We start from the raw sequence: 26,894 nt of genomic DNA on the forward strand, positions 1-26,894 counted from the left end.
CCTTCTTTTCGTTCTAACATATAATTTCTTATTTACAAATCTCACGTAAATCAGCAAATAGACGATCCGCTTCTTCCCAAGAAGATGCTTTTGCACCAGAAGCCATCGGATGTCCTCCGCCGTTATATTGCATTGCTAATTTATTTATAACTGGTCCTTTTGAACGAAGGCGAACACGAATCACATCGTCTTCCTCTAAAAATAGAACCCATGCCTTTAATCCATCAATATTACCAAGTGCTCCAACAACGCCGGATGCCTCAGAAGGAAGTACATCAAATTCTTCTAATACTTCTTTCGTTAATTTAATGTAAGCTGCTCCTTCTTCTACCATCGTAAAGTTTTGTAAAATATAACCGTTTAAACGAGCGATTTTTTCTTTTGTCTTATACATTTCATTGTATAAATCTGTGAATTTCACACCCATGTCAACAAGCTCACTTACATAACGAAGTGTTTTTGCTGTTGTATTCGGGAATAAGAAACGACCTGTATCCCCAACAATACCCGCTAAAATAAGACGAGCTGCTTCTTTCGTTATTTTTAATCCTTTATCTTTTCCATAATTATAAAACTCATAAATCATTTCACTTGTAGAACTTGCTGTCGTATCTACCCACGTAATGTCTCCGTATGGATCTTCATTTGGATGATGATCAATTTTGATTAACATCTTCCCTTTTGTATAGCGTTGATCGTCAACACGTTCTTGGTTTGCTGTATCACAAACGATAACAAGCGCATTTTCGTATACACTATCTTCAATATCATCCATTACTCGTAAATATGCTAATGACGGTTCATTGTACCCAACCGTATAAATATTTTTCTCTGGAAACGATTCTTGTAGAATTGTACTAAGACCGCCCTGTGAACCTAACGCATCTGGATCCGGACGCACATGACGATGAATAATAATTGTATCAAACTCTTTAATTGCTCCTAAAATTTGCTCATGCATATGTATAATCTCCTTTTTATTCAACTTCTTCACTTCAACGTGCAGTAAAAGCCCAATGAATGTGGGCTAATCATTAGCGCGGAAACATCCCTACACTAATGAAAGTCTCACTTTATCCTCCATTATAACGGAAAGTATTTCATACATGCGAACAATTGCTTTATAATAAAAATTAGAAAGTTTAGATATTTCTTTTTTCTCTACTATTTTTTCATAAAGCGATGGGAGTGTGCATGATGCCAGTATTAGTCTTCTGTATTATCGTCTCATTTATGTTGTACCTCTTCTACAAAACAAAATACTTTCGTACAAACCGCCCAATGGAGAAAGGTTGGCTCTCAGGAAAATCCGCAATGGCACTCGGTTCATTCGTTTTATTCTTCGGGATAAACCAATTCTTTTTAGAACTTTCAACCGCTCGTATTATCGTTGGTATCTTATTCGTTCTATTTGGCAGTGCAAGTGCATTTAATGGATTTCGCCAATACAAACATTTCTTACCATTAGCAGTTAAAGAAGCCGAAGCTTATGAAGCAACGTAAAAAAGCATCAACATTGTGATGCTTTTTTACGTCCTCTAACTTTCAAAATCATATATGCGACAAACGCAGATGGTATATTAAATGGGTTGCCTTGCACATGAAGATGTAATTGTTCTTCCCCAAAAGACATTTTTTCGTATAGTTCTCGCTGAGATAATCCTGTTTTTTTCTTTTTTTCATGTAAACCTTGTAAGTATAAATATTGAATCGGTATCATCACAAGGAAGTAAAATAGTGCGATACTACCAAAAAAGAGTACTGTTGATGACATCATGCATACCACCTTTCAGGAATCCATTTTCTTACAATTAAATTATAACATAGTCTAGAATCCAAATGAATTAATATTCTGTTTTTTTATCAGACAATTGTCTTACTGCATAACTCCTCTTCCGCATACTGAATATATCGGCGAATGAAATAATCAGGATTCTTTTTAATAGGTTCAATATCAAGTCTTAATGGTATTTTCCCTGCCATATAAAAGATTCTTGAAGCAGTTCCAAGTCGAATGGCTGCTTCTGAAATATTTTCCCCATACAACAATGAAACTTTCTTATCGACTAATCACCAATTTTCTATCCGCACCGATACATATCCTGCTATTTTTTCACTTCTCTCCCAAAACTCTGACCGAACTTAAGTAATAGCTTCAAAATCCAATAAAACAAAATAAAGTTAAAGAAAAAACCTAATGGATGAAACGAAATTTCCCATCCGCCATAATAAACAAATGTTTCAGCTGGTACACCAAAGTATAGAAAATCGCCCTTATTTTCTCCAGCTGTAGAGATAAAGGAACAAACAATAGCGAAAATCAAACTTACTACATACAATTTCTTTTTCTTTATATCCATTCTTCGATGTGTTAACACATGAAAAGTTATTGCAAATACTACCCCTAAAAAGAGAATTATTACTCCCATTCGACACCTCCACAATTATTATTCAAGCATCTTCAAATGATTGCCCGCTTCTATTTATAAATATGAAACAGAACGTAATTTACCTTTTTCTTTTGCAATTCAAAACATAATAGATTCAGTTGATAACTAAATTTTAAAAAGCTCTACTATACCTTCTTAAAAAAAATGGAACAAACCAAAGCGGCTTGCTCCATCTTTTTATTTATCGATCAATTGCACCATAAGTAATGCTTTCCCAACAACATTACCTTCATGATGCACTTCTACATCAACCTTACCAAATTTACGTCCAATTTCTAATACTTTCGGATGAACCGATACAACATTATCAATTTGAACTGGTTTTACGAAATAAATTGTTAAGTTCTCAACAATTAAATCGCTCTTCTTTTGCGCACGAATAACGCGATTCGTTGCTTCTGTCACAATCGTTGCAAATACACCGTAAGATAACGTTCCGATTGAATTCGTCATTTGCGGTGTCACTGAAAATTGATATAGATGCTCATTTTTCGCTTCTTTCGGCGTCATAAATTGATTCGTTACAATATCATCAATTGTTTCACCGACTTGCGGCTGACGTTGAATCATTTGCAATGCCTGCAGTACATCTTGACGGCTAATAATACCTTGCAACTTATTTCCTTCATCAACAACTGGAAGTAACTCAATACCTTCCCACACCATCATACGTGCCGCAGCTGCGACAGACATTTTTCCATTTACCGTAATCGGATGTTTTGTCATCACTTTATCAATTGGTGTTTCTTTCGCTACACCGATCATATCTTTTGAAGTTACAATACCTAATACCTTTTTATTTTCATCAACAATCGGATATCTTCCGTGCATCGTCTCTTCGTTATACGCATGCCATTGCTGCACTGTATCATCTGGCTTTAAATATAACGTTTCTTCAATTGGCGTTAAAATATCTTCAACGAGTACAATTTCTTTCTTAATAAGCTGATCGTAAATCGCACGGTTAATTAACGTTGCAACTGTAAATGTATCGTAACTACTTGAAATAATCGGCAGTTTTAATTCATCTGCTAATTTCTTCACATGATCTTCCGTATCAAATCCGCCCGTAATTAACACCGCAGCTCCGGTTTCTAACGCTAATTGATGTGCGTTCGTACGATTACCGACAATAAGTAAGTTTCCAGCTTCTGTATAGCGCATCATCGCTTCTAATTTCATTGCTCCGATTACGAATTTATTTAACGTTTTATGTAGTCCTTCTCTGCCTCCAAGTACTTGACCATCGACAATGTTAACGACTTCTGCATATGTCAGCTTTTCAATATTTTCTTTTTTCTTTTGTTCAATTCGAATTGTTCCGACACGTTCAATCGTACTAACATACCCTTTATTTTCTGCATCTTTAATTGCACGATAAGCTGTACCTTCACTTACACTCAAATCTTTTGCAATTTGCCTTACAGAAATTTTATGCCCTACTGGCAGGCTATTAATATGTTCTAAAATTTGGTTATGCTTGGTAGCCAAATGGTTTCACCATACTTTCTTTTCCCTAAATTCTTCATGTGTTGTATTTTCAGTATACTATATTTTCAAAACTGTTACACTCTCTCTTTGTATATCTGTACTATTTTTTTTATAACAAAATACGCCTTACATTACACCACTGCTTCTATTACAACAATGTAATGGTATTGTCATCTCGTTCGATAGTTTGTCCAGCCACTTCCATATACAATGAAGACAAGAAATAAAACAAAGGAGCGGATACATGATGAAAAAATTATTAGAAGTTGTAGGTGCTGTATTGTTAGCTTTCGTAGACGGGAAAAAAGTTGCAATGGAATTGAATGAAACACCTGAACAGCCACTTCCAAAAAGAAAAGAATCATCAAAACAAGTACAACCTTTACAAGCTGTCCTACACACGTAAAAAACCCTTCACTTGTCTTTTCAAATGAAGGGTTTCTTTTCTATAGTGTAATACTTTCTCCAGCTTCTAATACTTTCCCTGTACAATTTTGTAGCTTTTCTACAAATTGATATGGATCTTGTTCAATAACCGGGAACGTATTGTAATGCATCGGTACAACAGTTTTCGCTTGAACCCATTTTGCTGCTAAAACAGCATCTTCTGGTCCCATCGTGAAATTATCACCAATTGGTAAAAATGCTACATCAACGTTATTGAGTTCCCCAATTAGTTTCATATCAGAGAATAGAGCAGTATCCCCTGCATGATACAAAGTCTTCTCTTCTGCTGTAAATAAAATACCCGCTGGCATACCTGTATATGTAATCGTCTTATTTTCTTCATCAATATAACTAGAGCCGTGGAATGCTTGTGTAAACTTCACTTTTCCGAAGTCAAATTCATGTGAACCACCAATATGCATCGGATGTGTTTTTACACCTTGCCAACTTAAAAATGTCGCTAGTTCAAACGGTGCCACTACAACTGCATTATTTTTCTTCGCAAGTTCTACTGTATCTCCAACATGATCACCATGACCGTGTGATAAAAGAATCGCATCTACTTTTACATCTTCAGCCTTTAAATCTGTTTTTGGATTTCCTGTTAAAAACGGATCAATTAACATTACTTTTCCATTCGTTTCAATCTTTACAACTGAATGCCCGTGATAAGATACTTTCATTATTACATTCCTCCCCTTATTACATTCTCACTTTTTATTCTACATGATTTTTCAATTCCCTGTCTTTTCTAACATCTATTTACTTGTCATAACGCTTTCTTCCGAGTTAAAGTTATATTTGTAATTAAATATCTCGGGGGTGCCAATCGATGAATGCTAGATTAGAAAATTTAATGCAATGGCTAAAAGAAAAAAACGTAGAAGCTGCGTTCTTAACTTCTACACCAAACGTCTTCTACATGACAAACTTCCACTGTGAACCACACGAAAGACTTCTTGGTATGTTTGTATTCCAAGAAAAAGAACCTATTTTAATTTGCCCTAAAATGGAAGAAGGCCAAGCACGTAACGCTGGCTGGGCACATGAAATTATCGGATTTACTGATACTGACAGACCATGGGATATGATTGCAAAAGCAATTAAAGACCGCGGTATCAATGCAAATGCAGTTGCAATTGAAAAAGAACATTTAAACGTAGAGCGCTACGAAGAATTAACAAAATTATTCCCAAATGCAGCTTTCACGTCAGCTGAGGAAAAAGTTCGTGAACTTCGTTTAATTAAAGACGAAAAAGAACTTTCTATTTTACGCGAAGCAGCTAAAATGGCAGACTATGCTGTTGAGGTTGGTGTAAATGCAATTAAAGAAGATCGTAGCGAACTAGAAGTATTAGCAATTATTGAACACGAATTAAAAACAAAAGGCATACATAAAATGTCATTTGATACGATGGTATTAGCTGGTGCAAACTCTGCTCTTCCACACGGTATTCCAGGTGCAAACAAAATGAAACGCGGCGATTTCGTACTATTTGATTTAGGCGTAATCATTGATGGCTATTGCTCTGACATTACACGTACAGTAGCATTCGGCGAGATTTCTGAAGAACAAAATCGTATTTACAACACTGTACTTGCTGGACAACTACAAGCAGTTGAAGCATGTAAACCAGGTGTTACGCTTGGCACAATCGACAACGCTGCTCGTTCTGTTATCGCAGATGCAGGTTACGGCGACTTCTTCCCGCACCGTCTTGGTCACGGACTTGGAATTAGCGTACATGAATATCCAGATGTAAAAGCTGGCAACGAATCTCCATTAAAAGAAGGTATGGTCTTCACAATCGAGCCAGGTATTTACGTACCAAACGTAGGTGGTGTTCGTATTGAAGATGATATTTATATCACAAAAGACGGATCAGAAATTTTAACGAAATTCCCGAAAGAATTACAATTTGTAAAATAATAAAAAGGCAGCTTAATTGCTGCCTTTTTATTTCTCTACTATTTCAAATTTCTCTACTATCATTTTCGCTGGATAACTCTCAAGCGTTTGAGAAGACCATACTTTTATTTTATCCCCTGTTTTTAATTGATTATATGCGTCTTTATCCTTAAAACTCAACACTATATCTGATGGATGCTCTTTATTCATTTGTTTTTCCATATAATGTTGCAACTCTACTTTTGTATGAAACGTTTTATCACCGACAAAAAATACCGCATCATTTCTTACTATGATATACCCTTCTTCAGGTACTTTTTTTACCTCTACTTGTTTTGTAGTACACGCTGATAATACGAGTAGAAATATACTAAAAAATATATACATAGAAACTCTCTTATTCTTATTCATTTTCACCCCCTCACTCTATGCTATTTCCGATTTAAAACCATCTTCTCTTCATACTTATCATCCCATTTAATCACAATCTCTATCGGTTCATCTTTAGATAGAGGTGCACAACTTACACAAGAAGACTTCATTTCAATCTTTGCTCCTTTATGATTTTCTGACGTTTGTGTCATTGTGCTAAAGGCTCCATTAATAGCAATCTCTAAATTTTTAAATTCTGTATTTCCATCTCCGCCCTTATACCGAAATGTAAACATTCCATCTTCACTGTCATCCTTAATATGGCCTTTATATTGTCCCGTCCAACTTTTGCTCTCGCTAGAAAAAGTAACATACCAAATCGAGCAGCTTCCTAAAAAGAAAATACTAATGAAAAAGAATAATGCTCTCTCCATCATGCCCCTCCATTCAAATGCACTTATTTATTGTCTATTTCTTCCTTCTATTATACTATTAAAATACAGAATTTTCTAAAATAGGAGGTTTATATGTTAAAACAACAGTTAGAAGAAATTCGTAATAATAATTACATCATAGATGACACACTTCATATTGATCCCTTAAGTTACAGTATGCTTGAGCATATCGGGGATACTGATAGCTATTTAAGAGACAAACTTATTTACTCTACTTTTTATCATCTCATCAAAAAGGACTACCTTTCTCACACGCAATTACAGAAACTACTATTAGAAAGCATCGGTGAAAAATATTTATTGTATAAGATTCATTCGGATGATGAAGATGCGGTATTTACCCGTGCATTTACAACATTATTAATTGCGCTCATTATTGATGCTGATACAAATCATAATTTCTTATCACAGACTGATATTTCAAATGTAAAAGATCAACTAATTCTATATATGAACAACGAACATGATTTCCGGGGATATGTGCAAAACCACGGCTGGGCACATAGTATCGCTCATGCTTCCGATACATTTGAAGCGCTTGTTCGTAGTCCTAAACTGGAAACTTTACATTACGAAGAAATATTACAAACTTTATTAAACAAAGTCTGTGTCCATTCTATTTACTACAAATATGAAGAAGACGAGCGTCTCGTTTATCCGATTGTCGCAATGCTACAAAATGGCTTAAAGGAAGAAGCACTCATATTAGCCCTTCATGACTTAGTAGCTCAATTACCCGCAAAAAAACAAACATTACATATTGAATCGTACGAGTTTCTATATGGGAACATAAAATCTTTCTTACGCAGCTTATTTTTCAGACTGCGCAAGCTTTCTATATGTGAAGAAACTGAATGTGAAGTTGAAAAATTGCTACAAGAGCTTCCAAAATATTATTAAAAAAAGAAGGCCACTTAGAAAGTGCCTTCTTCTATTTCACTAATATTTAATTGAAATTTCACGATCCAAACTGAGAAAAGGTGGACAAGAAGCGCAAACGCCATACATGCTCCGCTTAAAAAAGTTAGTATAGGATGCGAATACACGTGCCCTAATCCATAAGATATCGCCACGAAAAACATTGTTATGTAAATATAAATTGCTCCATGTATTTGCCTCATATGAACCTCCTTTTCATATATTATAACATAAATTTTCTGATTATTCACATTAATAGACTGTAATTAATATTTCTCAACTGTTACACCTCTAACAGCAGCCTTAATATATGGTGCTCCTTGTAAACTTTGTAAATCCTCTGTTTTGCCTGTTACGACTACACCGTATATTGGTAGGTCTTTCGGTTCGAAGTTTTTCATTTCATTATAATTTTCCCTAAAATATTCTTGATATCCCCCTTTATTTTCGCTTAAAGATTTCATAGCATCAATAAACCCCATTGAGTTCCCTTCAATATCCTTGTACTCGTCTTCCTTCTTATCAGCATAACTACCCTCAAAGCCAAAAATGTTCATTGATACCTCTGCATTTAACACTGCTCCAGTTTCAGGATCCGTTAACCCAGTATACGTCTCTGCTTTCGTTTCATCATATGTATCTACCCAAAGCCACACAGGTCGTATTCCTTCAGGGAGCATTTTTACTACTTCCTCCGCTGTATATGCCTTATCAAAAGATAGAGCTACCTCTGCGACTTTATTCTGCAATTCACTAATTCTCTCTAAATCATTCACATAGTTTAAATACTTTACAAAAGGTAAATAAAACCGCATTTCTCTTTGCATTGTCTGTCTATTGTAATCTTGCCTTGTAGCAAATTCTGATTGTTTATTTATATTCTCTTCTTCTAAACCTGTATTTCCATTATCATTTTTTTGACTGTAACCAAAAATCGAATACTCATAAATTTCATCAATCCATTTAACTGGTTGTCCTTGAATGTTTTTATAGGAACTGTACATCATTGTACCGCTAGCTATTCCCATGCTTAACTTTGTATGTCCATTAAAAATAATATTAGGCCCTTGAACACTGTGTCTGAAATATACTCTCTGATCCATTTCCTGCTTATTCTTTTCATTAAAATAAATTAATAAACTAATACCACCTACAATCAAGACTACTGTCACAACTACTGAGATTACTAGATTTCTCCAAAACTGCTTCCTCTTCGCTCTCTTCATCAAAGCTTTCATCTGTTTATCATCCATATTCAAATCAAAGTCCTTCCGACTCATCATTTCTCCTCCTATACAATTTTTTAAATTGATTCCTTGCACGGTACAAACTTGTTTTCACTGTTTCTTCTTTCATATTTAATAAAATGGCAATTTCCTTATAAGATAGTTCATATTCATATTTCAACAGTAAAATATGGCGATATTCCTCCGTCATCGTCTCCAATATTTCTTGTACCTCGCCTTGTAGTTCACTTGTTAAAAGCACTTCATCTAATGACTTTTGACCAATAAGAACGACAGATTCAATCGCAATTGGATTTAGTCTTTTTTCTTTTCGGTGTAAATCTCGGTGCTGATTGATCGCAACTCTAAAGAGCCACGGTGTTAAATGTTCTAACGGTATTTCCTCCATAAGCAATAAAGCTTTATACAACGTATCTTGTACAATATCTTCTGCTTCTTTTCTATTTGCTCCAATCTTAATTAAGTATCCAAACACAGCTTTTGACTTCTCTATTAATAACGATTCAAATGTATCATGGCTCATCTAGCTCTCCTTTCTATATACTCAACGTTTGAGAGCGTAAAATGTATACAGCTTTTCTTAAAAAAATTTTAATAATAAAAAGCACATCCATTTTGATGTGCTTCTCTCAAAAATACTATTCTATTATTTCATCGCGTCCTTCACAACATCTTGAATCATAACGACTTCTGTTTTCATATCAACAGACGGTACTTCTTCATCAATACACTCATACCAAAATTCCAAGTGCTTTTTATCAATTTCATGATGAGAATTTTCGACAAGAGCCCCGCCTTCTCCTTGCACAGAATACCAATATAAGTACTCTTCCCCATCTCTTATTTCCCGGAAAATTGTCTCAACGTACATCTTTTCGTCGTTTAATGTCAAAAGTACTTCTTTCATATTGTCATTCAGAAGCTGCATCCATTCATCTACACGATGACTTTTATCTTGTTTCACTTTAAATCTCGTTAACTCCACATTCATTTTTATTCCCCCTTTTTCTTACGTACAAACAATCTATATTCTATTGGATTATAAAAACTTAATTTACTAGCTAATTTTTGCGAAGGAATATTGTCTACATAACAATCCCAGCACGGTATAATATCATTTTGTATGCAATGTTCAATAAAACTTGCTGCAACAGCTTGGGCTAATCCTTTCCCTTGATATGCTTTATGCGTCACAATATCAATTTCAGCAAATCCGTTCCCACTAAATATTGAAACACATTCCGCTACAATTATTCCCTCTAGTTCTATACAAAATCCAAAACCACCGTTTAAAAACGTTTCTTTTGATCCCCAATATTCTTTGTAGTACTCCTCTGTAAATTCACCGCTTCGTTCTATATCTCTTCTATCAATACGCTTCACTTCATATATATTTTTGTTACAATCTCGTTTTCTCTCTTCAAAGGTTACGCTTTGAAATTTCATTCGCGGAATGTTTCGAAGTACATGACTAAAACGTTCTTCTATCATCATTTCCCACTCGTCACTCGAAGAGAACAATGTAAATCTCTTCTCTGTTTTTTCAATAGCCTTTTTTATAAACGAAAATAAATCTTCGTTATAATTTTGATCATCCGTATGACCAAATACATAATAAATACCGTTAACTGTACGAATTAGTCCTGCTGTTAATTTCTCGTTTGCAAAAACCTCACCATCTATTACTTGATCACATACCGCATAAGCAAACGTTGTCGTTTTTGTATGACTTTCTAAAATCGGAAAGATCTTTCTATACTCGGCTACAGATAATTTTTTCATAATTGCTCCACTTTAATCGTATCCGCCTCTATATGTTCAAAACAAAGATTTACCGTTCTCTTTAATGCTCTCGTTCTATGAATCGTACATGCTGGAATTAAAATAGAATCATTTGGCTTTAATACCGCTGTTTCTCCATCTTCAAAATCAATAAGTAATTCTCCCTCTAACACAATAAATAATTCATCTGAATTAGAATGATAGTGCCAATCATATTCACCAGTAAACACAGCGATTCGTAAACAATGACTATTTACATTTGAAACGACGAAGTTTTTATGTTGATCTTGAATGTCTTTTGTTAGCTCTATTAAATTTATTTTTTCCATAGAATCTCTCCCCTTTACACCCCTTTATATACTTATCTTAAAATTAGCATAAGAGGTATTTTACTAACAAGAAAAAAATCCCATATTCTGAAATCAAAAAAGATCCCTAATCTTTCCTAACTATAAGAAAAATTAAAGATCTTTTTTTATTTTATCGGAAATGTACTATCTCCAGCAGAAAGTACACCTTTCATATAACCTTTTGCAAAATCAGGCAATCCAATAATAAGTACTGCGGTTACAATTCCAATACCAATACCTCTTAGTTTCGGATTATTCTTCTTTTTACCTAAAATCATTGTAATAATTCCTGCTATAAGCAAAACAGATGACAAAATATCATAAATATACCCCATGTCGTGCCTCCCATTCTTATCCTAATTTCTCATTATTTATATTATAAGATATTTTTATTTTAAATAAAAGCCCTCCTAAAAAATGAAGTGCACCCCAATTGTTAGACACAGTCTAACAATTGGAGGTGCATTTTTTATGGCTAAATTTTCTTCAAAAGAAAAAATCCAAGCGGTGAAACGATATTTAGATGGTACAGAAAGTGGAAAAATAATTGCTAAATCTGTAGGAGTTAACCCTAGCGTACTTCGTGAGTGGATTAGACGATATGAGTCTTCAGGTGAAAAGGCCTTTGAAAAGTGCTATACATTCTACCCAGCCCAGTATAAACTAGATGTACTTTATTATATGAATGAACACGGGACATCTATCAGAGAAACAGCGGCACTTTTCAATATACCGTCTTATGAAACACTTCGGAAATGGAAAATAGCTTATGAAACAGGAGGACTGGATGCCCTACAATTAAAGAAAAAGGGGCGTCCAACCATGAAAGATAAAAAAATAAAACCAGTAGATGAAGGATCAATCGAAGCCTTACAAGCGGAAAATGAGCGTTTACGTATGGAAAATGCATATTTAAAAAAGTTGAATGCCTTAGTTCAAAACAAAGAAAAATCACCAAACAAGACAAAGCGCAAGTAATCTACGAGTTAAGGCATGAATTTCCTATCAAGGAGTTACTTCAACTCGCAAACATTCCACGTAGTACGTACTATTACTGGATGAAACGTTTTAATCGTCCTGATCCAAATGCGGAGGTAAAAGAACTGATTCAAGCTATTTATAATGAACACGATGGGTGTTATGGCTATCGTCGTATTCGTGATGAACTTATGAATCGTGGACACAAAGTAAATCATAAAAAAGTGTATCGCCTTATGAAAGAATTAGGGTTAAAATGTCTGGTTCGTATGAAAAAATATCGCTCTTACAAAGGGACAGTTGGGAAAATTGCGCCAAATATTTTAAATCGCAACTTCCAAGCTGAAAAACCAAATGAAAAGTGGGTTACAGATATTACGGAGTTTAAATTATTTGGGGAGAAGTTATACCTATCACCAATGTTGGATTTATTTAATGGTGAAATTATCACGTATACAATTGGTCCCAGACCGACCTATTCCCTTGTTTCAACGATGTTGGACCAAGCACTTTATTGTGTAACCGATCCGGATAAACTCCTCATTCACTCTGATCAAGGTTGGCACTATCAAATGAAACAATACCGTCATTCTCTTAAGAATTGTGGCATAACTCAAAGTATGTCTCGCAAAGGAAACTGTTATGACAATGCCGTTATTGAAAATTTCTTCGGTATCATGAAATCGGAATTTCTGTATCGAAAAGAATTTGAAAATATAACACATTTCAAACAAGAATTAGCAAAGTATATAGAATACTATAACCATAAAAGAATTAAGGCAAAATTAAAGGGTATGAGCCCAGTACAATACCGGGCTCATATCCTAGAGGCTGCCTAATGAAACGACCTGTCTAACTTTCGGGGGTCACTTCAAAAAGGAAGGCTACATATATTTTAATTATGATAAAGCAGGAGCTTTTTCAAGAAGCTCTTTCGCATCAGCGTATTGTAAACCGTGAGCTTCTGCAACTGCTTCGAATGTTACGTATCCATCTAATGTGTTAATACCTTTTAGTAATGCAGTGTTGCCTAAGCAAGCATCTTTGTAGCCTTTGTTCGCAATTTGTACTGCATATGGTACTGTTACATTTGTTAATGCAAGAGTTGATGTACGTGGAACCGCACCTGGCATATTAGCAACTGCATAATGAACAACGCCATGTTTTTCGTAAGTTGGGTTGTCATGAGTTGTAATACGGTCAGTTGTTTCGAAAATACCACCTTGGTCAATCGCGATATCTACAACGACAGAACCTGGTTCCATTGATTGAATCATTTCTTCTGTTACAAGTTTTGGCGCTTTTGCACCTGGAATTAATACTGCACCAATAACAAGATCAGATTCTTTTACAGCTTCTGCGATGTTGTATGGATTAGACATTAACGTTTTTACTTGGTTACCGAAAATGTCATCTAGTTGACGAAGACGTTCTGCACTTAAGTCGATGATTGTTACATCTGCACCTAAACCTACTGCAATCTTCGCTGCGTTTGTACCAGCTTGACCACCACCGATAATTGTTACTTTGCCGCGTTTTACCCCTGGAACGCCTGCAAGTAAAATACCTTTACCACCCTTGTTTTTCTCAAGGAATTGTGCACCGATTTGTGCAGACATACGACCTGCTACTTCACTCATAGGTGCAAGTAATGGTAATGAACGATTGTCTAATTGTACTGTTTCGTATGCAATTGATACAACTTTGTTATCAATTAATGCTTTCGTTAATTCTGGTTCTGGAGCTAAGTGTAAGTATGTGAATAAAATTAAACCTTCACGGAAATAACCGTATTCACTTGCTACTGGCTCTTTTACCTTCATAACCATATCTTGATTCCATGCTTCTTCAGCAGTTTCAACAAGTTTCGCACCAGCTTGTACGTATTCTTCATCCGTAAAGCCAGATCCTAAACCTGCTCCTTTTTGAACAAAAACTTCATGACCATTTTGTACTAAATGTACTGCTCCCGCTGGCGTCATTGCCACGCGGTTTTCATTGTTTTTAATTTCTGTTGGAATACCGATACGCATTATTAGTTCCCCCTTGAGTTATGAAATGACCCCTGAATCATTTTTTAAAGCGCTTTCTACGCTCTTATATTTTAACATAATATCTCAATATTTGACAAAAAATAATACAAGTTTTCCGATAGATTTAATTTTATATTAAAGGACAGTATTATCCGCACCTCTTTGCATAAAGGATAAACTGTCCAATTATTCGAAACTTCTCTTTATTTTTCTCTATCGATGTCTATGAATAACATCAACTGCACCAGTCACTTCAATAATTGTACCGGTAATCATATCGGAATCGTCCTCACATAAAAACGCAATCGTTCTTGCAATATCTTCACCTGTTCCAGATCTACCAACTGGTGTGTTACGTTCTTTCAACTGACGTGCTTCTTGAATCGTCGCTTCTTTCATTTCACCAATAATATCACCAGGACATACCATGTTTGCAGTAATACCATATTCAGCTTCTTCGTAAGCCACTGTTTTCGTTAATGAAACAAGTCCTACTTTCGCTGCGGCAAAAGCTGAACGATAAATCCATCCCGGTGCGCTATCCGCCCCTTGAAATCCGTAATTAATAATACGGCCAAAGTTCTGTTTTCTCATAATCGGAACGACAAGTTTCAACAAATGAAACACCGCTGTTAAATTACCCTGAATCATTTCATTCCATTCATCTTCTTCATAATCGACTAACTTTTTTCGTTCAAATACATATGGACCAGCATTATTAACTAAGAAATCGATTTTGCCAAAACGGCTTATCGCTTCTTCTACTATTTTATGTAAATCTTCCTTTTTCGTGACATCCGCTTGTACGAATTGTAGACGCTCTTCCATATTTTTATATGTTTCTTTCATCTTTTCCATAGCCGTGATATCGCTATGATATGTTACTGTTACTGAATAGCCTTTAGCCAATAATTTTTCTGTTACTTGCTTTCCTAAACCTTTCGTACCGGCTGTAATGAGCGCGTGTCTCACAAAACGGCCCCCTTTTAAATTGCTATAGTTCATATGTAACAAGTTCTCGCACCAATTACAACTAAAATGAATCAAAACAGAGTTTTCGAAATTCTGTAACGTTTCCGACAAGCACATTACCAAAATTTGTTTTATAATAAAGTTGTAAACGGTAATAAAAATGATTGGGAGGAATTTACTATGAATAATACATATACAAATATTTTAATCGCGGTGGATGGTTCTAAAGAAGCAGAAAAAGCCTTTAAAAAAGCAATTCAAGTCGCAAAACGCAACAATGCAACATTAACTATTGCTCATATCGTTGATGTAAAAGCATACTCAGCAGTAGAAGCTTATAGCCGTGCAATTGCTGAACGTGCAAATCTATTTGCAGAAGACTTATTAGAAGACTACAAAAAAACTGCGCTTGAAGCTGGCCTTGAAAAAATTGAAACTGTATTAGAATTTGGTAATCCTAAATCAAAAATTTCAAAAGAAATCGCTCCAAATCATAAAGTAGATTTAATTATGTGTGGTGCAACTGGTTTAAATGCTGTTGAGCGTTTCCTAATTGGTAGCGTCTCTGAACATATTATTCGCTATGCGAAATGCGATGTCCTTGTTGTTCGTGGTGATGAGGAGCAAGGTGAGCTTTAATTTATAAATAAAACTTCAAATCAAATTTGTAATACTGAATCTAAAGGAATTAAAGATAAATACGCTAAATTACACGACAACACATGTTATTTTACAATATATTTTTAAGGCGTATCTAACAATGTTTTAGATACGTCTATTTTTTTATGCTTTTATCGCTTGTTTATTACTACATTTAGTGCTTTTTAATCCGCTCTATTTTCTGAATAAAGATCATCATTCATACTAATATTAGAAGGAGTTATGAACGACTAAAATAACAAAGAAATACTAAATCAAATGAATTTTTTTGTTTCTTATACAACCAAAGTTCATTTTTACCATTTTGGGAAAGAACGTGTTTCTTTATTTGATAGTGATGTAGTGGTACTCTAAAATGATTAATAACCATAACTGAAAATATCTCATTTTAATAAGTCGTGAAATTCATATAGATGTGATATGTATAGTCTATCAAAACCACAAAAAAAAACGTTACTGTTTAAAAAAATTGACTGTTATGAAAGTTGATGATATACTAAAAAAAATTGGAAGGATGGTATTATTAATGAAAGAAATTTACATGATAGATAGCTTAGAACAACTTAAAAGTATTAGCGATCCTCTCCGAGTGAAAATTATACACCTAATTGGTATAAAACCTCTAACAAGCCAAATGTTGAGTGATGAACTTGAAGTTCCACGTTCTAAAATTCATTATCATTTAAAAGAATTGGAAAAAAACGGTTTAATAGAAGTAGTCAAAACTGAACAAGTCCGAAATTTCATACAAATGTTTTATCAGCCAATTGCTCAATCCATCATCGCTTCTCCTGATTTGCTACTTAAACAAAATGAATCTAATAATAATTTTATTAAAGCATTCAACGTTCAATTTGGTGAGAGTCTAGCTGAAGAATTTTATGAATCCCTTAAACAGCTTTGCAAAAATTTTGAAGAAAAATCATCTCAAAATGATTCTAAAATACAAATGCATATTTCTTTAACAAAAGTAGATTAGAAGTACTTATATAAGTACTTTTAATTTTTAATATACAGTTTATTTTTTTTTACTGTAACAAAAAAACAAACAGTATAAGAACTAAAACGAAGGGGACATGTGTTTTGAAAAAATCATCTTTATTTCAAATAATAAAAGTATTAACAAGCCACTTTATTAGTAATTTTGGTAGCCAAGTGTTTTCATTTGGTATAGGTTTATTTGTCTTAAAAGAAACTGGATCTGCATTAAGTTTTGGGATAACAATATTGATTGGACCTTTAATATCCCTTCTACTAACCCCCTTAGTGGGATATACGGTCGATAAATTAAACCGTAAAATAATTGTACAAGGAGCTCAAATATTAAGCATATTATCATTGATATTCTTTTTTATTTTTTCAAAATCATTTGATTCATATATGTATATTACAACTATATTATTATTAATTGTTTTACATACGTGTGATAAATTTTTAAGCGTTGCATTTAACGCTTCCATTAGTTCACTTGTCTTTAATAAAGATATTCAGAGGACTAATTCCTTTCTACAAGTATCATCATCTTTATCTATGATTTTAGCACCAGTGTTCGGCAGTTTGTTGTATGCCTACCAAGAATTCCCTTCATTTGTATTAACAATAATTTTTACAGAAGCACTTTCTTTTGTTGTTAATATCATTATTAATTTTAACTTTAATAAAAGTGTTAACGAATCCACTGAATACGAAAAAAATGAAGAGGGCATTTGGTTATCTTTTCTTTCAGGTATGAATTATATTAGGGGAAATTCTATTATTAAATTTGTTATTGGTATGGCGGTATTTGTTAACTTATTCATTACTGCTTTGTTTATAGGGTTACCTTTTGTAGCAATTAAAACCTTTCAGGTCAACGATATTCAATATGGATTAATTGAATCAGGAATCGCAATTGGGATATTTATTGCCGGTATTATTATGAGTATAAGAAAAGATATAGAAGATCCTTTAGGAAACTTACAACTTGGTATTATCGGTATTGGCATATTAGTATCTTTAATAAGTATTCCTTTCCTATTCTCGTTAAATAATACATGGATAACTGTATACTATTTTATAATAAATGCCTTAATTGGAGGTATAACTACAAGTGTAAATATACCAATTATGGTCATCTTACATAAAACTATTAAAGAAGAATTTAAAGGAAGGGTTTTTAGTATATTTTTTACTTCCGTTCAATTGTTTAATCCGCTAGGAATAGTTATTTTTGGTATTCTTTTTGAAAAGATAAATCCTAATATGATATTTATTTCTGTAGGAATCTCGATAATTCTAACAGTAAATCTTTCTACCTATCAACTCTTAAAAAAAGAAAGAAGATTAATCTTAGAGAAAAGTGTGTTACGTAAAGATAACAAGATTATTTCTTAGTTGAAAATATATTTAAAATCCTTTCATATAGAGGAGAAAGCCGGATGGTATCTAATACCATCCGGCTTTCTCCTCTCGATTATTACTTATCATCCAGTCTATTAGTATAGAAAGTTATATATGAATATTATGTATAATCAACAGGAAGTATTTTGTAATAAAGAATTATCTTTAGATTTCATTGTTTGATTTAATTTTTTATAAAAATAGAGAATACCCGCTAATCCTTTTTCAAAATCCAAACCTAAATTCAGTAAGTCAACTCCTGGATAATAATGATTCCCTTCAAATGGCACCTTAAATAATTGTATACTCTGGAATATTTCATATGCTTTTTGTAGATATAATTCATTATTAAAATAATGGTAAGCATCAAGAAAAGCATCGCCAATACCAGCTAATCCATAGAAGTATGACGGGTTAGAGGCGAATTTACTATCTATTCCATCCAAGAGTAGGAGTAGATATTTTTCAAATACATCTTTACTTGCAGTACTATAGTTCAAATGCCTTATTATTGTTTTTACTAATCCGGCTCCACCATTGGCTAAATATGGTGAAAAAACATTTGAATTGGATTTAATTGGAAGTGAAATTCCCTTAAAAATATTTTTTTTATGAGACAGTATTTTTTTTATAAGAGATTCAGATAAAACTAAATATTTAGTTTCTAAAGTAAATTCATATAAATATGTATAGAAATATGCAACCCCCGTCAATCCATCTAACAATCCTAAGTTTATTCCTATTAAGTCTTTTTCAAGTTCAGAGATAACTAATTTCTGAATCCTTTTTTCTAAATCTATAGCTTTAGTAAGAAATGATTTATCTTGTGATTTTTTATACATGTGTAAGTAAGTAATACCAATACCACATAAACCATTGCGTATATTTATATCAGATAAATGTTTAATTTCATTATCAATTTTTTTTATATAGCTTTCAATATCCTTGAATTGACCGATTAAGGACTTGTAAAATAGGTATCCAGAAATACCATTAGCTAGACTTATATCATTAATTTTTAAAATTTGATCCTTCATATGATTTTCTTCTGAAATATGAATTCCACCCATTAAGGATATTAATGGATATCCGTATAATAAACTATAATCATTTTTCTCAGGAGAATTAATAGGATAAAAAGCTTTGCTATGTTTATTATAGTGGTATTGGATAGTGTTCTTTAAGCTATTAATTTCTTCTGATAAACAGGGATAAATTTCTTTTTTGATAGCATTATCATATGTAACTTTTAAATTATCATTTTCAAGTAACTTCAAGACATATTCAAGCTCAATATTTTTAGACTTTATCAGCAGATTTATGATTTCCACAAAAATTTTCGGTACTTGATATTCAATAGCAAAGGATTGGAAAATACGATCTGTCATCCCTCCGGTTCGATCTAAATAGAGCAGTTTATTACTATTACTAAACATATTTAAGAATAAATATCCTAACTTTTGTTTATCCTGATTTTTAAGGCTTAATTCATCTATTCCCTCATTATAAAATCCAACTGTTTTCGCATTAAATTGAGGCTTTTTATCAATTAATTGTGCATCTTCTAGATCAATAAAAGTAATACTCGTATTATTTACTATTATATTATCAGAAGAAATATCTCCTAATACTATTTCAGATTTATGAAATTCAATAACCGCTTTTAAAATATTTATAAATATTTCTTTAATTTTTTTATAACAATGAATAAGTTCTTGTTTATTTTCTTTATGCATCACCGCTGGTCCAGCTGATGCAGCATAATCACTGAAATTAATACCTTCAATATATTCTAGAGCTATATAGTAATGTTCCCACTCCCAAAATTCATCTATTATATTAGGAGTATAAGGAGACGAAGCCAATATTCCAAGATTTCTTTTTTCATTCTTCCGAAAATATATACTTGTTAGTTCTTCTGAAATCCCAACGTATGGACGTGCTTCTTTTAAGACCACTTTTTTATGCATCTCTTTTGCATAAGCTATATATATTCCTCCACTATTATTAATATTTATAGCACTTTCAACTAAATACTTTTTAGATAAATATTTAGGTTCCTGTATCAGCTCCTCACTAAAAGGAGGGGTAACAAAATCGGGCTGAAAATAGTAACAGTCTTTTAGATCCTTTATTGTCTCTCCATCAGGACCAATTAAATAATCTTGATAGGAATCACTTTGAGGATTAATTAAACCATATCTATAATATATAACTTTTGCGTCAAGATATCTTTTATCAGTCAATATGTATGGACCATTAAATAATTTTAATTCATCATATAAAGATTCCAATATGTATTTGAAGCTTTTTTCATCATCTGGATAAATTGTAATGTATTTACCAGCACTAAATCTATTAGCAGATTTCTCAAGAAGAGAAAAAAGAATATTCGTGTTATTTATGTATTTAAATGTAATTTTATTTCTAAAACAATAATCACTAACTATATTTAATATATCTTGATAGTTATCATAGTAACAGGAAATGTGTATTTTCCAGCCCTGTCTAGGTAATGGTTTAAGCGACAAATCAAATTGAGTGAAGAAATTATAATCACAAGATACATCTTTCATAAACGAGTTTTTTATATATATATTTTTTTCCGTTTTATTATTTTGACTATAATAAAAAAAAGAATCATTCATTTGCGATAAATCCCGTTCATTCAAATTATTCACACTACTTTCTATATTTTTTCTTATGCATTTTAACTTTAAGTTAACCAAGTAGAATATATTTTAAAGTCATAAAATTGATTATTTTTCTTTATATGTTTTTGAAAAGTACATTCATTTATAAACCCTTTTTTTTCTATAAATCGTATTGCAAGTGGATTATATTCAAATACCTCTGCTGAAATTTTAATAATAGCTTCTTTTTCTTTTAACTTCTCCATTAAAAAATTAAAAATTACGCTTCCAAATCCTTCGTTAGTGCAGTCTTTCAATAAAGATATTCCAATTTTTGCCCTTTGATGAAACTTGGAGTAATCGTAAATTATACCAACACCAATGGGTTTAGTATGATTTTTAACAATATAAAGGGCTCCATTAGATTCGTCTCTTAAAAATTCTATCGTATCTAATAAATTTTCAGGGTTATTTAACTTAATGTCTGGACTTAATGCCTGCTCCACAACTTCATCTGATGTATATAATTTAAAAAGAAAATCTAAATCCTTTTCTTCAGCTTTTTTAAAAGATATATTTTGATAATTCCCCATCTGAATTCCTCCAAAAAAATTATAGAAAAAATGGATAGATCAATATCTATCCATTTTCACTCTATTAATCAGCCATTTTGCATCTTTTAGTAATAATGATACCTTTTTTCTCAACTTCTACATTCATTTTTTGTAGGTTTAATACAGCATTCATTAGAATCTCTCCTAGTATTTGATTTATTAGTAATTTCTTTTAAATTAACCTTCGTATTTGCATTTACGAGTATAAATAATACCTTTTTCTTCAACTTTAGCACTAATTTTTTGTAAGTTTAATACAGCATTCATTAGAATCCCTCCTAGCATTTGATTTAAGATTAAATTTTTTCAGTAAATTCAATCTGTTGGTAATATCTTACCATTTCATTTTAACTTTATCAATAAAAAAAATTTAATAGTTATTTTTTTTTATTACTGTTTGTTTTTTTAAACAGTAATCTTTTTAAAACTCACATTTCCTATGAGTTAACTATGTTATAGAATATTAAATCACAATTTTAGTAAAATATAAAGGTGCATGAAGCTGGTTATACGACAATATCCGAAACTATCAATGAAGCTAAATTATTTTCTTTTAATATTTATAAAAATATATTAAACTACTTATCCTCTAAATTTCTTACTAATCTTGAAAATTTAATTAACATAAATACAAGGTTCATAACCATTTCTCTAAAAAATTACTTGTCCTCAAAAACGAAGAAAATGATTTAAATCTCTAAAAATAATTGTAAAGATATAAAGTTTGGTACTGTGCTAAGAATCATTTTTTTATCAAGGTCAAAAAAGCATAACCCCGCACTAAATTTAGTACGGGGTTATGCTTTTTAACTCTTCTATGTGAGATACTTCACTATAAATACAAGACAAACTACCACAACAATAGCAATCGCCAACACATAAGGCGGAAGAAACTTCAAAGACCATAATGCCATCATAATCGTAGCTACTGTTAAATAAGATTGCCTTGCATCTTCTGTCATTTTTTTACGAAGGCAGAATACATACAAATAACCGATTGGCGGCGTAATAAAGCAAAGAACATATATAATTTTAGATTTCAAATACCATTTTTGTTCCCCAAGTTTCTGTATATCTTCTTCTATTCTCTTATGCTCTTGTTCTCTCACTTCTTCTACAAGCGGATCTTCCCCTTCTCCTCGCTTTTCTTTCATATAAGGAAGAAAATGCATGAAAAAATAGTATGCAAATACGAACGCTCCAAATCCAATATTTACTCTTTCTAATGGAATATGTTCACTAAAACAAGCAGCGGCAATCACTAAAGAAAAACAATACGTCGTTATCCAAAATGAACGTTTTCTCTTTTTTCGTTCCATTTCTTTTTTATCTTGTACAGGTTTTCTTTTCGAAAGCCATATCGAAATACAGCAGTCTACTACAAATAGAATAAAGATAAATATCCCGATATGTACTGTTTCTACATCCTCAAATGAAAAGATATTTGGGAATGCAACGTGCAATACAATTAGCGTATACAAAATTAACCCTATAAAATAAATACGTCTCATTTTCCATCCCCTTCTTATTTCCTAACATTAGGTTAACATACATTTTTTAGAAATAGACGGACAAAATATATATGTTTAAAAAAGGAGGATGCCACATGGATGATTCTGAACGTATTATTTTAGATGTGAATGGGAAAGAAATCGAAATGTTAGATACGATTCGTACTCATTTTAAAGAGAAACATGGAGTTGAACTAAGTAACGGTGCACTGCTTAGAGATTTGATGGATATTGAGTATATTCGAATTACGGAAGATCGACATAAGTATGATTAATCGATACATTTTAGGCCTAGAGCAAATTGCTCTAGGCCTACCTACATCCACACGAAAAATGCTATAATTAGGAAAAATGTGGAGGGTGTCAAAATATGAAATCCGAAAATATCTCAAAACATTTTCAAACATTACATGTACAAAGGAACGAGTTCCTTCCTCATCTCCATTCACTATCTCAAGAACAACTATGGTATCGCCCGCAGAATGGAAAATGGTCTATTGGGGAGCATTTTTATCACTTATATTTAATTGCAAAAATGCTCAAAGTAGCGATTAAATTCTCATTCACCCTTATCCCTTATGCAAAGCTAAGAAAAAATGCCTCATTTTCCACTGAAATACATGACATTTATGCCGAATATAAAGAAAAGCATGGCAAAGGAATGAAAGCACCTTGGATTTTAATCCCTTCAAAAAAAGTCTATCAATCTATGAATGTAACTCAATTAGAAGAATTACTTACACGTGAAACAAATGAAATAAAAAAACTCGTTCAAAATATAGAAGAAAATGTTGCAGGGCATATCGTATTTTTAGATCCAATTGCTCACTATCCTAATTTGATTCAATCTATTCAACTATTAGCGATACATGAGAAACATCATTTTATGATTATGAAAAATAATTATGAAATGATAGATACTCCCCTGAAAATCTAAATATAAAAAGATAAGGTGCTTTCTAAAAAAGCACCTTACCTTCTATCTTATACATCATTTAATTCCTACAAACTCTCCAACCAATCCCTTCGCCTTCTCCAAAGCTTTTTCAATTTGCTCAAATCCAGTCCCGCCAGCACTGTTACGACGCTTTACAGCTGCATATGGTGACAGCACTTCATACAAATCTTCTTCAAATAACGAGCTCATTTCTTTATACGTTTCAAGTGGTACATCTACTAAATAAATTCCTTTTTGTGTACAGTGCAGCACTAGCTTTCCAACAATTTCATGAGCTTGACGGAATGGTAGTCCTTTGTTTGCTAAGTAGTCAGCAATTTCTGTTGCGTTAGAGAAATCTTGCGTTACAGCTTGCCCCATTTTTTCTTTGTTGACAGTCATCGTCTCTAGCATGCCTGCCATAATATGAAGGCATCCTTCTACTGTTTTTACTGTATCAAACATTCCTTCTTTATCTTCTTGCAAGTCTTTATTGTAAGCGAGCGGCAATCCTTTCATTACTGTAAGTAAGCTAAATAAATTACCGTACACTCTGCCTGTTTTACCACGAATAAGTTCCGCCATATCTGGATTTTTCTTTTGTGGCATAATGCTGCTTCCCGTTGCGTATTGATCGCTCATTTCAATAAATTGAAACTCTTGGCTACTCCATAAAATAAGTTCTTCGCAAAAGCGTGATAAGTGCATCATAAGCATAGATGAGTTACTGAGGAATTCCAATATGAAATCGCGATCGCTTACTGCATCTAAACTATTTTCATAGATTCCATTAAATCCAAGAAGCTCCGCACTATATTCTCGGTCAATCGGGAATGTTGTCCCAGCTAACGCTCCTGCTCCTAATGGTGAAATGTTAATACGCTTTAATGAATCTTCATAACGATTCACATCGCGCTCTAACATCCAAAAATAAGCGAGAATATGATGCGCAAATGAAATTGGCTGGGCACGCTGTAAGTGCGTATAGCCAGGCATAATCGTTTCAATATTATTTTCTGCTTGATGAACAAGAACAGTTTGCAATTGTTTTGTAGCTTTTATAATATGCTCTACTTTTTCATTTAAATATAAGTGCATATCTGTCGCTACTTGATCGTTACGACTTCGGCCAGTATGAAGTTTCCCGCCTACTTCACCGATTTTTTCAATTAACATCTTTTCGATATTTAAATGAATGTCTTCCGCTTCAACGGAAAAATGCAATTTATTTTGTTTCGCTTCTTCTAATAAATATTGAAGACCTATCTTTATTTTCTCTGCTTCTTCTTTCGTAACGATGCCTTGCTTTGCTAGCATCGTTACGTGCGCAATACTCCCGTTTATATCTTGATTTACTAATTGTTGATCGAAGGAAATGGATGCCCCGAACTCTTCAACCCACGCTTCCGCTTCTTCTGTAAAACGTCCGCCCCAAAGTTTGCTCACGCTTCCACCTTCTTTTGATTCACTTGGCTGTATACTTTCGTCGGTAAACCGAATAATGAAATGAATCCAACTGCTGCATCATGATTAAATTCATCCTGAGCAGTATACGTTGCTAATTTTTCATCGTATAAAGAGTACTCAGATTTACGTCCTTCTACAATTGCATGACCTTTAAATAATTTCACACGCACCATGCCTGTTACATTCTTTTGCGTTTCTTGTAAGAAAGCATGAAGCGCTTGTTTTAAAGGCGAGAACCATAAACCGTTATAAATAAGCTCTGTTATTTTTTGCTCAATCATCGGTTTAAAATGTGCTACTTCTTTTACGAGTGTTAAATCTTCAAGTTCTTTATGCGCCGTAATTAATGTCATTGCTGCTGGGCATTCGTATACTTCACGCGATTTAATACCGACAAGACGATTTTCTACGTGATCGATACGTCCAACGCCATGTTTTCCAGCAAGTGCATTTAACGTTTTAATAAGTTCTGAAAGTGGGTATGCAGTACCATTTAAAGTCGTCGGTACGCCTGCTTCAAAGCCGATTTCTACAAACTCTGGTTTATTCGGTGTATCTTCTAATGCTAATGTCATCTCATATGCATCTTCTGGCGGTGCTGCCCATGGATCTTCTAAAATGCCACATTCATTACTGCGTCCCCATAAGTTTTGATCGATTGAAAATGGGCTGTCTAAATTAATCGGAATTGGTACATCGTTTTCTTTTGCATAGGCAATTTCTTCTTCACGTGACCATTTCCATTCACGTACAGGCGCAATCACTTCTAAGTAAGGATTTAACGCTTGAATAGAAACTTCAAAACGAACTTGATCATTCCCTTTCCCTGTACATCCGTGTGCCACTGCAGTCGCTCCTTCTTGTTCTGCAATCTCTACTAATTTCTTTGCTATAAGTGGACGAGATAACGCCGAAACGAGAGGATATTTCCCTTCATATAACGTGTGTGCTTGCATCGCCATCAATGCATATTCGTTTGCAAATTCTTCTTGAACATCAATCATATATGATTTAATTGCACCTACTGAAAGTGCTTTTTCTTTTACAAATGCTAAGTCTTTACCTTCCCCTAAGTCTAAACAAAGCGCAATAATATCATAATTCTTCTCTTGTAACCATTTAATTGCAACGGAAGTATCAAGGCCTCCAGAATATGCTAATACAACTTTTTTCTTCTCCATTTTGCATCCCCCTAAAGAATAAATATTCATTTTCTTTTATAATAATTCACACTTTAACACCTTTTACAAAATGTATCAAGAGTCATTTTCAAATTTTTTCAAACAATT

33 protein-coding genes and 1 pseudogene are annotated in these 26,894 nt (G+C 33.1%); 10 read left to right on the forward strand and 24 right to left on the reverse strand.

Annotated features, from left to right (window positions below; translation table 11 throughout):
• Positions 1–28: 28 nt before the first annotated feature.
• Positions 29–961, reverse strand: coding sequence for a DHH family phosphoesterase (locus NLJ82_RS22535; RefSeq protein WP_000545147.1), 933 nt, complete (start codon positions 959–961; stop codon positions 29–31).
• Positions 962–1,197: 236 nt separating this feature from the next.
• Between NLJ82_RS22535 and NLJ82_RS22540 the strand changes: the two genes are divergently transcribed.
• A complete protein-coding gene (locus NLJ82_RS22540; protein WP_001144764.1) occupies positions 1,198–1,503 on the forward strand; it encodes a YtpI family protein in 306 nt (101 codons plus the stop codon).
• A gap of 7 nt (positions 1,504–1,510) precedes the next feature.
• On the opposite strand, the gene NLJ82_RS22545 is transcribed toward NLJ82_RS22540, so the two are convergent.
• The 4 genes and pseudogenes from NLJ82_RS22545 to NLJ82_RS22560 form a co-directional block, all read right to left on the reverse strand.
• The gene (locus NLJ82_RS22545) at positions 1,511–1,774 is read right to left on the reverse strand and encodes a DUF3949 domain-containing protein (RefSeq protein WP_000099739.1); all 264 of its coding nucleotides are present in this window, start codon (positions 1,772–1,774) and stop codon (positions 1,511–1,513) included.
• 89 nt (positions 1,775–1,863) lie between these two features.
• A pseudogene (locus tag NLJ82_RS22550) lies at positions 1,864–2,043 on the reverse strand (phosphotransferase enzyme family protein); the annotation flags it as partial.
• Between the two features lie 62 nt (positions 2,044–2,105).
• Positions 2,106–2,429 carry a hypothetical protein gene (locus NLJ82_RS22555; protein ID WP_000538207.1) on the reverse strand — a complete coding sequence of 108 codons (324 nt, stop codon included), beginning with the start codon at positions 2,427–2,429 and terminating at the stop codon, positions 2,106–2,108.
• A gap of 198 nt (positions 2,430–2,627) precedes the next feature.
• Positions 2,628–3,941: a CBS domain-containing protein gene (locus NLJ82_RS22560; RefSeq protein ID WP_000201583.1), complete on the reverse strand. Its 1,314-nt coding sequence runs from the start codon at positions 3,939–3,941 to the stop codon at positions 2,628–2,630.
• Between the two features lie 244 nt (positions 3,942–4,185).
• Here NLJ82_RS22560 and NLJ82_RS22565 point away from each other — a divergent pair, with 244 nt between their 5' ends.
• Positions 4,186–4,347 carry a hypothetical protein gene (locus tag NLJ82_RS22565; RefSeq protein WP_000976310.1) on the forward strand — a complete coding sequence of 54 codons (162 nt, stop codon included), beginning with the start codon at positions 4,186–4,188 and terminating at the stop codon, positions 4,345–4,347.
• Between the two features lie 40 nt (positions 4,348–4,387).
• On the opposite strand, the gene NLJ82_RS22570 is transcribed toward NLJ82_RS22565, so the two are convergent.
• Positions 4,388–5,071 (reverse strand): metal-dependent hydrolase, encoded by a 684-nt coding sequence (locus tag NLJ82_RS22570; RefSeq protein ID WP_000868956.1) that lies wholly within the window; start codon positions 5,069–5,071, stop codon positions 4,388–4,390.
• Between the two features lie 149 nt (positions 5,072–5,220).
• Here NLJ82_RS22570 and pepQ point away from each other — a divergent pair, with 149 nt between their 5' ends.
• Positions 5,221–6,318 (forward strand): Xaa-Pro dipeptidase, encoded by a 1,098-nt coding sequence (pepQ, locus tag NLJ82_RS22575; protein WP_000994043.1) that lies wholly within the window; start codon positions 5,221–5,223, stop codon positions 6,316–6,318.
• Positions 6,319–6,345: 27 nt separating this feature from the next.
• Here pepQ and NLJ82_RS22580 read toward each other — a convergent pair whose 3' ends face one another.
• Both NLJ82_RS22580 and NLJ82_RS22585 read right to left on the reverse strand, forming a co-directional pair.
• The gene (locus NLJ82_RS22580; protein ID WP_001038938.1) at positions 6,346–6,708 is read right to left on the reverse strand and encodes a DUF3221 domain-containing protein; all 363 of its coding nucleotides are present in this window, start codon (positions 6,706–6,708) and stop codon (positions 6,346–6,348) included.
• A 20-nt stretch (positions 6,709–6,728) separates the two neighbouring features.
• Positions 6,729–7,106: a hypothetical protein gene (locus tag NLJ82_RS22585; protein ID WP_074601433.1), complete on the reverse strand. Its 378-nt coding sequence runs from the start codon at positions 7,104–7,106 to the stop codon at positions 6,729–6,731.
• 90 nt (positions 7,107–7,196) lie between these two features.
• Here NLJ82_RS22585 and NLJ82_RS22590 point away from each other — a divergent pair, with 90 nt between their 5' ends.
• Positions 7,197–8,024 (forward strand): DUF2785 domain-containing protein, encoded by an 828-nt coding sequence (locus tag NLJ82_RS22590; RefSeq protein WP_000917773.1) that lies wholly within the window; start codon positions 7,197–7,199, stop codon positions 8,022–8,024.
• Positions 8,025–8,038: 14 nt separating this feature from the next.
• Here the strand turns inward: NLJ82_RS22590 and NLJ82_RS22595 are convergent, their stop codons facing one another.
• The 7 genes from NLJ82_RS22595 to NLJ82_RS22625 all read right to left on the reverse strand — a co-directional run bounded on the left by NLJ82_RS22595 (position 8,039) and on the right by NLJ82_RS22625 (position 11,756).
• Positions 8,039–8,245: a hypothetical protein gene (locus NLJ82_RS22595; protein ID WP_001248905.1), complete on the reverse strand. Its 207-nt coding sequence runs from the start codon at positions 8,243–8,245 to the stop codon at positions 8,039–8,041.
• A 63-nt stretch (positions 8,246–8,308) separates the two neighbouring features.
• On the reverse strand, positions 8,309–9,322 hold the full coding sequence (locus tag NLJ82_RS22600) for an anti-sigma factor C-terminal domain-containing protein (RefSeq protein ID WP_000087163.1): 1,014 nt from the start codon (positions 9,320–9,322) through the stop codon (positions 8,309–8,311).
• On the reverse strand, positions 9,303–9,812 hold the full coding sequence (locus NLJ82_RS22605; protein WP_000017722.1) for an RNA polymerase sigma factor: 510 nt from the start codon (positions 9,810–9,812) through the stop codon (positions 9,303–9,305). Before NLJ82_RS22605 ends, NLJ82_RS22600 begins: the two co-directional genes overlap by 20 nt.
• Before the next feature lie 123 nt (positions 9,813–9,935).
• On the reverse strand, positions 9,936–10,280 hold the full coding sequence (locus NLJ82_RS22610) for a DUF6176 family protein (protein ID WP_001100222.1): 345 nt from the start codon (positions 10,278–10,280) through the stop codon (positions 9,936–9,938).
• A 2-nt stretch (positions 10,281–10,282) separates the two neighbouring features.
• Positions 10,283–11,071, reverse strand: a complete 789-nt coding sequence (locus NLJ82_RS22615) for a GNAT family N-acetyltransferase (RefSeq protein WP_000736722.1) — start codon at positions 11,069–11,071, stop codon at positions 10,283–10,285.
• On the reverse strand, positions 11,068–11,400 hold the full coding sequence (locus NLJ82_RS22620; RefSeq protein ID WP_000411496.1) for a cupin domain-containing protein: 333 nt from the start codon (positions 11,398–11,400) through the stop codon (positions 11,068–11,070). Before NLJ82_RS22620 ends, NLJ82_RS22615 begins: the two co-directional genes overlap by 4 nt.
• Positions 11,401–11,546: 146 nt before the next feature.
• Complete coding sequence (locus NLJ82_RS22625; protein ID WP_000540691.1) at positions 11,547–11,756, reverse strand: hypothetical protein; 210 nt, start codon at positions 11,754–11,756, stop codon at positions 11,547–11,549.
• Positions 11,757–11,892: 136 nt separating this feature from the next.
• Between NLJ82_RS22625 and NLJ82_RS22630 the strand changes: the two genes are divergently transcribed.
• A protein-coding gene (locus tag NLJ82_RS22630; protein ID WP_085964325.1) for an IS3-like element ISBth10 family transposase occupies positions 11,893–13,238 on the forward strand; the annotation gives its coding sequence in 2 pieces (ribosomal slippage) (positions 11,893–12,334 and positions 12,334–13,238; 1,347 coding nt in all).
• Positions 13,239–13,298: 60 nt separating this feature from the next.
• Here NLJ82_RS22630 and ald read toward each other — a convergent pair.
• Positions 13,299–14,432, reverse strand: a complete 1,134-nt coding sequence (ald, locus tag NLJ82_RS22635) for an alanine dehydrogenase (protein WP_001219405.1) — start codon at positions 14,430–14,432, stop codon at positions 13,299–13,301.
• 213 nt (positions 14,433–14,645) lie between these two features.
• Positions 14,646–15,437: an SDR family oxidoreductase gene (locus NLJ82_RS22640; RefSeq protein ID WP_002028605.1), complete on the reverse strand. Its 792-nt coding sequence runs from the start codon at positions 15,435–15,437 to the stop codon at positions 14,646–14,648.
• Between the two features lie 147 nt (positions 15,438–15,584).
• Here NLJ82_RS22640 and NLJ82_RS22645 point away from each other — a divergent pair, with 147 nt between their 5' ends.
• The 3 genes from NLJ82_RS22645 (at position 15,585) to NLJ82_RS22655 (ending at position 18,437) form a co-directional block, all read left to right on the forward strand.
• A complete protein-coding gene (locus NLJ82_RS22645) occupies positions 15,585–16,043 on the forward strand; it encodes a universal stress protein (RefSeq protein ID WP_001066673.1) in 459 nt (152 codons plus the stop codon).
• 547 nt (positions 16,044–16,590) lie between these two features.
• On the forward strand, positions 16,591–17,043 hold the full coding sequence (locus NLJ82_RS22650) for an ArsR/SmtB family transcription factor (protein ID WP_000659475.1): 453 nt from the start codon (positions 16,591–16,593) through the stop codon (positions 17,041–17,043).
• Between the two features lie 104 nt (positions 17,044–17,147).
• Positions 17,148–18,437 (forward strand): MFS transporter, encoded by a 1,290-nt coding sequence (locus NLJ82_RS22655; protein ID WP_000749778.1) that lies wholly within the window; start codon positions 17,148–17,150, stop codon positions 18,435–18,437.
• A gap of 137 nt (positions 18,438–18,574) precedes the next feature.
• On the opposite strand, the gene NLJ82_RS22660 is transcribed toward NLJ82_RS22655, so the two are convergent.
• From NLJ82_RS22660 to NLJ82_RS22680, 5 genes are all read right to left on the reverse strand, one after another.
• A complete protein-coding gene (locus NLJ82_RS22660) occupies positions 18,575–21,091 on the reverse strand; it encodes a class III lanthionine synthetase LanKC N-terminal domain-containing protein (RefSeq protein WP_000999991.1) in 2,517 nt (838 codons plus the stop codon).
• A gap of 68 nt (positions 21,092–21,159) precedes the next feature.
• On the reverse strand, positions 21,160–21,669 hold the full coding sequence (locus NLJ82_RS22665) for a GNAT family N-acetyltransferase (protein WP_000528928.1): 510 nt from the start codon (positions 21,667–21,669) through the stop codon (positions 21,160–21,162).
• Positions 21,670–21,733: 64 nt separating this feature from the next.
• The gene (locus NLJ82_RS22670) at positions 21,734–21,823 is read right to left on the reverse strand and encodes a class III lanthipeptide (protein WP_000994778.1); all 90 of its coding nucleotides are present in this window, start codon (positions 21,821–21,823) and stop codon (positions 21,734–21,736) included.
• Between the two features lie 44 nt (positions 21,824–21,867).
• A complete protein-coding gene (locus NLJ82_RS22675) occupies positions 21,868–21,957 on the reverse strand; it encodes a class III lanthipeptide (protein ID WP_000994777.1) in 90 nt (29 codons plus the stop codon).
• Between the two features lie 548 nt (positions 21,958–22,505).
• On the reverse strand, positions 22,506–23,201 hold the full coding sequence (locus tag NLJ82_RS22680) for a hypothetical protein (RefSeq protein WP_001252901.1): 696 nt from the start codon (positions 23,199–23,201) through the stop codon (positions 22,506–22,508).
• Between the two features lie 95 nt (positions 23,202–23,296).
• Here NLJ82_RS22680 and NLJ82_RS22685 point away from each other — a divergent pair, with 95 nt between their 5' ends.
• Together NLJ82_RS22685 and NLJ82_RS22690 are read left to right on the forward strand one after the other, a co-directional pair.
• The gene (locus NLJ82_RS22685; protein ID WP_000342760.1) at positions 23,297–23,476 is read left to right on the forward strand and encodes a hypothetical protein; all 180 of its coding nucleotides are present in this window, start codon (positions 23,297–23,299) and stop codon (positions 23,474–23,476) included.
• A gap of 95 nt (positions 23,477–23,571) precedes the next feature.
• Positions 23,572–24,138: a DinB family protein gene (locus tag NLJ82_RS22690; protein ID WP_000834361.1), complete on the forward strand. Its 567-nt coding sequence runs from the start codon at positions 23,572–23,574 to the stop codon at positions 24,136–24,138.
• A 54-nt stretch (positions 24,139–24,192) separates the two neighbouring features.
• Here NLJ82_RS22690 and argH read toward each other — a convergent pair whose 3' ends face one another.
• Positions 24,193–25,584, reverse strand: a complete 1,392-nt coding sequence (gene argH / locus NLJ82_RS22695; protein ID WP_000041272.1) for an argininosuccinate lyase — start codon at positions 25,582–25,584, stop codon at positions 24,193–24,195.
• Complete coding sequence (locus NLJ82_RS22700) at positions 25,581–26,786, reverse strand: argininosuccinate synthase (RefSeq protein WP_000412313.1); 1,206 nt, start codon at positions 26,784–26,786, stop codon at positions 25,581–25,583. The genes argH and NLJ82_RS22700 overlap by 4 nt, the downstream gene beginning before the upstream one ends.
• Positions 26,787–26,894 lie beyond the last annotated feature (108 nt).

This window comes from Bacillus paranthracis (assembly GCF_024296885.1).
Classification (GTDB): Bacteria; Bacillota; Bacilli; order Bacillales; family Bacillaceae_G; genus Bacillus_A; species Bacillus_A paranthracis.

Coding starts and splice junctions, on each gene's coding strand:
- NLJ82_RS22535 (WP_000545147.1), bottom strand. CDS start 961: ATGCATGAGCAAATTTTAGGAGCAATTAAAGAGTTTGATACAATTATT.
- NLJ82_RS22540 (WP_001144764.1), top strand. CDS start 1,198: ATGCCAGTATTAGTCTTCTGTATTATCGTCTCATTTATGTTGTACCTC.
- NLJ82_RS22545 (WP_000099739.1), bottom strand. CDS start 1,774: ATGTCATCAACAGTACTCTTTTTTGGTAGTATCGCACTATTTTACTTC.
- NLJ82_RS22555 (WP_000538207.1), bottom strand. CDS start 2,429: ATGGGAGTAATAATTCTCTTTTTAGGGGTAGTATTTGCAATAACTTTT.
- NLJ82_RS22565 (WP_000976310.1), top strand. CDS start 4,186: ATGATGAAAAAATTATTAGAAGTTGTAGGTGCTGTATTGTTAGCTTTC.
- NLJ82_RS22570 (WP_000868956.1), bottom strand. CDS start 5,071: ATGAAAGTATCTTATCACGGGCATTCAGTTGTAAAGATTGAAACGAAT.
- pepQ (WP_000994043.1), top strand. CDS start 5,221: ATGAATGCTAGATTAGAAAATTTAATGCAATGGCTAAAAGAAAAAAAC.
- NLJ82_RS22580 (WP_001038938.1), bottom strand. CDS start 6,708: ATGAATAAGAATAAGAGAGTTTCTATGTATATATTTTTTAGTATATTT.
- NLJ82_RS22585 (WP_074601433.1), bottom strand. CDS start 7,106: ATGATGGAGAGAGCATTATTCTTTTTCATTAGTATTTTCTTTTTAGGA.
- NLJ82_RS22590 (WP_000917773.1), top strand. CDS start 7,197: ATGTTAAAACAACAGTTAGAAGAAATTCGTAATAATAATTACATCATA.
- NLJ82_RS22595 (WP_001248905.1), bottom strand. CDS start 8,245: ATGAGGCAAATACATGGAGCAATTTATATTTACATAACAATGTTTTTC.
- NLJ82_RS22600 (WP_000087163.1), bottom strand. CDS start 9,322: ATGAGTCGGAAGGACTTTGATTTGAATATGGATGATAAACAGATGAAA.
- NLJ82_RS22605 (WP_000017722.1), bottom strand. CDS start 9,812: ATGAGCCATGATACATTTGAATCGTTATTAATAGAGAAGTCAAAAGCT.
- NLJ82_RS22610 (WP_001100222.1), bottom strand. CDS start 10,280: ATGAATGTGGAGTTAACGAGATTTAAAGTGAAACAAGATAAAAGTCAT.
- NLJ82_RS22615 (WP_000736722.1), bottom strand. CDS start 11,071: ATGAAAAAATTATCTGTAGCCGAGTATAGAAAGATCTTTCCGATTTTA.
- NLJ82_RS22620 (WP_000411496.1), bottom strand. CDS start 11,400: ATGGAAAAAATAAATTTAATAGAGCTAACAAAAGACATTCAAGATCAA.
- NLJ82_RS22625 (WP_000540691.1), bottom strand. CDS start 11,756: ATGGGGTATATTTATGATATTTTGTCATCTGTTTTGCTTATAGCAGGA.
- ald (WP_001219405.1), bottom strand. CDS start 14,432: ATGCGTATCGGTATTCCAACAGAAATTAAAAACAATGAAAACCGCGTG.
- NLJ82_RS22640 (WP_002028605.1), bottom strand. CDS start 15,437: ATGAACTATAGCAATTTAAAAGGGGGCCGTTTTGTGAGACACGCGCTC.
- NLJ82_RS22645 (WP_001066673.1), top strand. CDS start 15,585: ATGAATAATACATATACAAATATTTTAATCGCGGTGGATGGTTCTAAA.
- NLJ82_RS22650 (WP_000659475.1), top strand. CDS start 16,591: ATGAAAGAAATTTACATGATAGATAGCTTAGAACAACTTAAAAGTATT.
- NLJ82_RS22660 (WP_000999991.1), bottom strand. CDS start 21,091: ATGAATGATTCTTTTTTTTATTATAGTCAAAATAATAAAACGGAAAAA.
- NLJ82_RS22665 (WP_000528928.1), bottom strand. CDS start 21,669: ATGGGGAATTATCAAAATATATCTTTTAAAAAAGCTGAAGAAAAGGAT.
- NLJ82_RS22670 (WP_000994778.1), bottom strand. CDS start 21,823: ATGAATGCTGTATTAAACCTACAAAAAATGAATGTAGAAGTTGAGAAA.
- NLJ82_RS22675 (WP_000994777.1), bottom strand. CDS start 21,957: ATGAATGCTGTATTAAACTTACAAAAAATTAGTGCTAAAGTTGAAGAA.
- NLJ82_RS22680 (WP_001252901.1), bottom strand. CDS start 23,201: ATGAGACGTATTTATTTTATAGGGTTAATTTTGTATACGCTAATTGTA.
- NLJ82_RS22685 (WP_000342760.1), top strand. CDS start 23,297: ATGGATGATTCTGAACGTATTATTTTAGATGTGAATGGGAAAGAAATC.
- NLJ82_RS22690 (WP_000834361.1), top strand. CDS start 23,572: ATGAAATCCGAAAATATCTCAAAACATTTTCAAACATTACATGTACAA.
- NLJ82_RS22700 (WP_000412313.1), bottom strand. CDS start 26,786: ATGGAGAAGAAAAAAGTTGTATTAGCATATTCTGGAGGCCTTGATACT.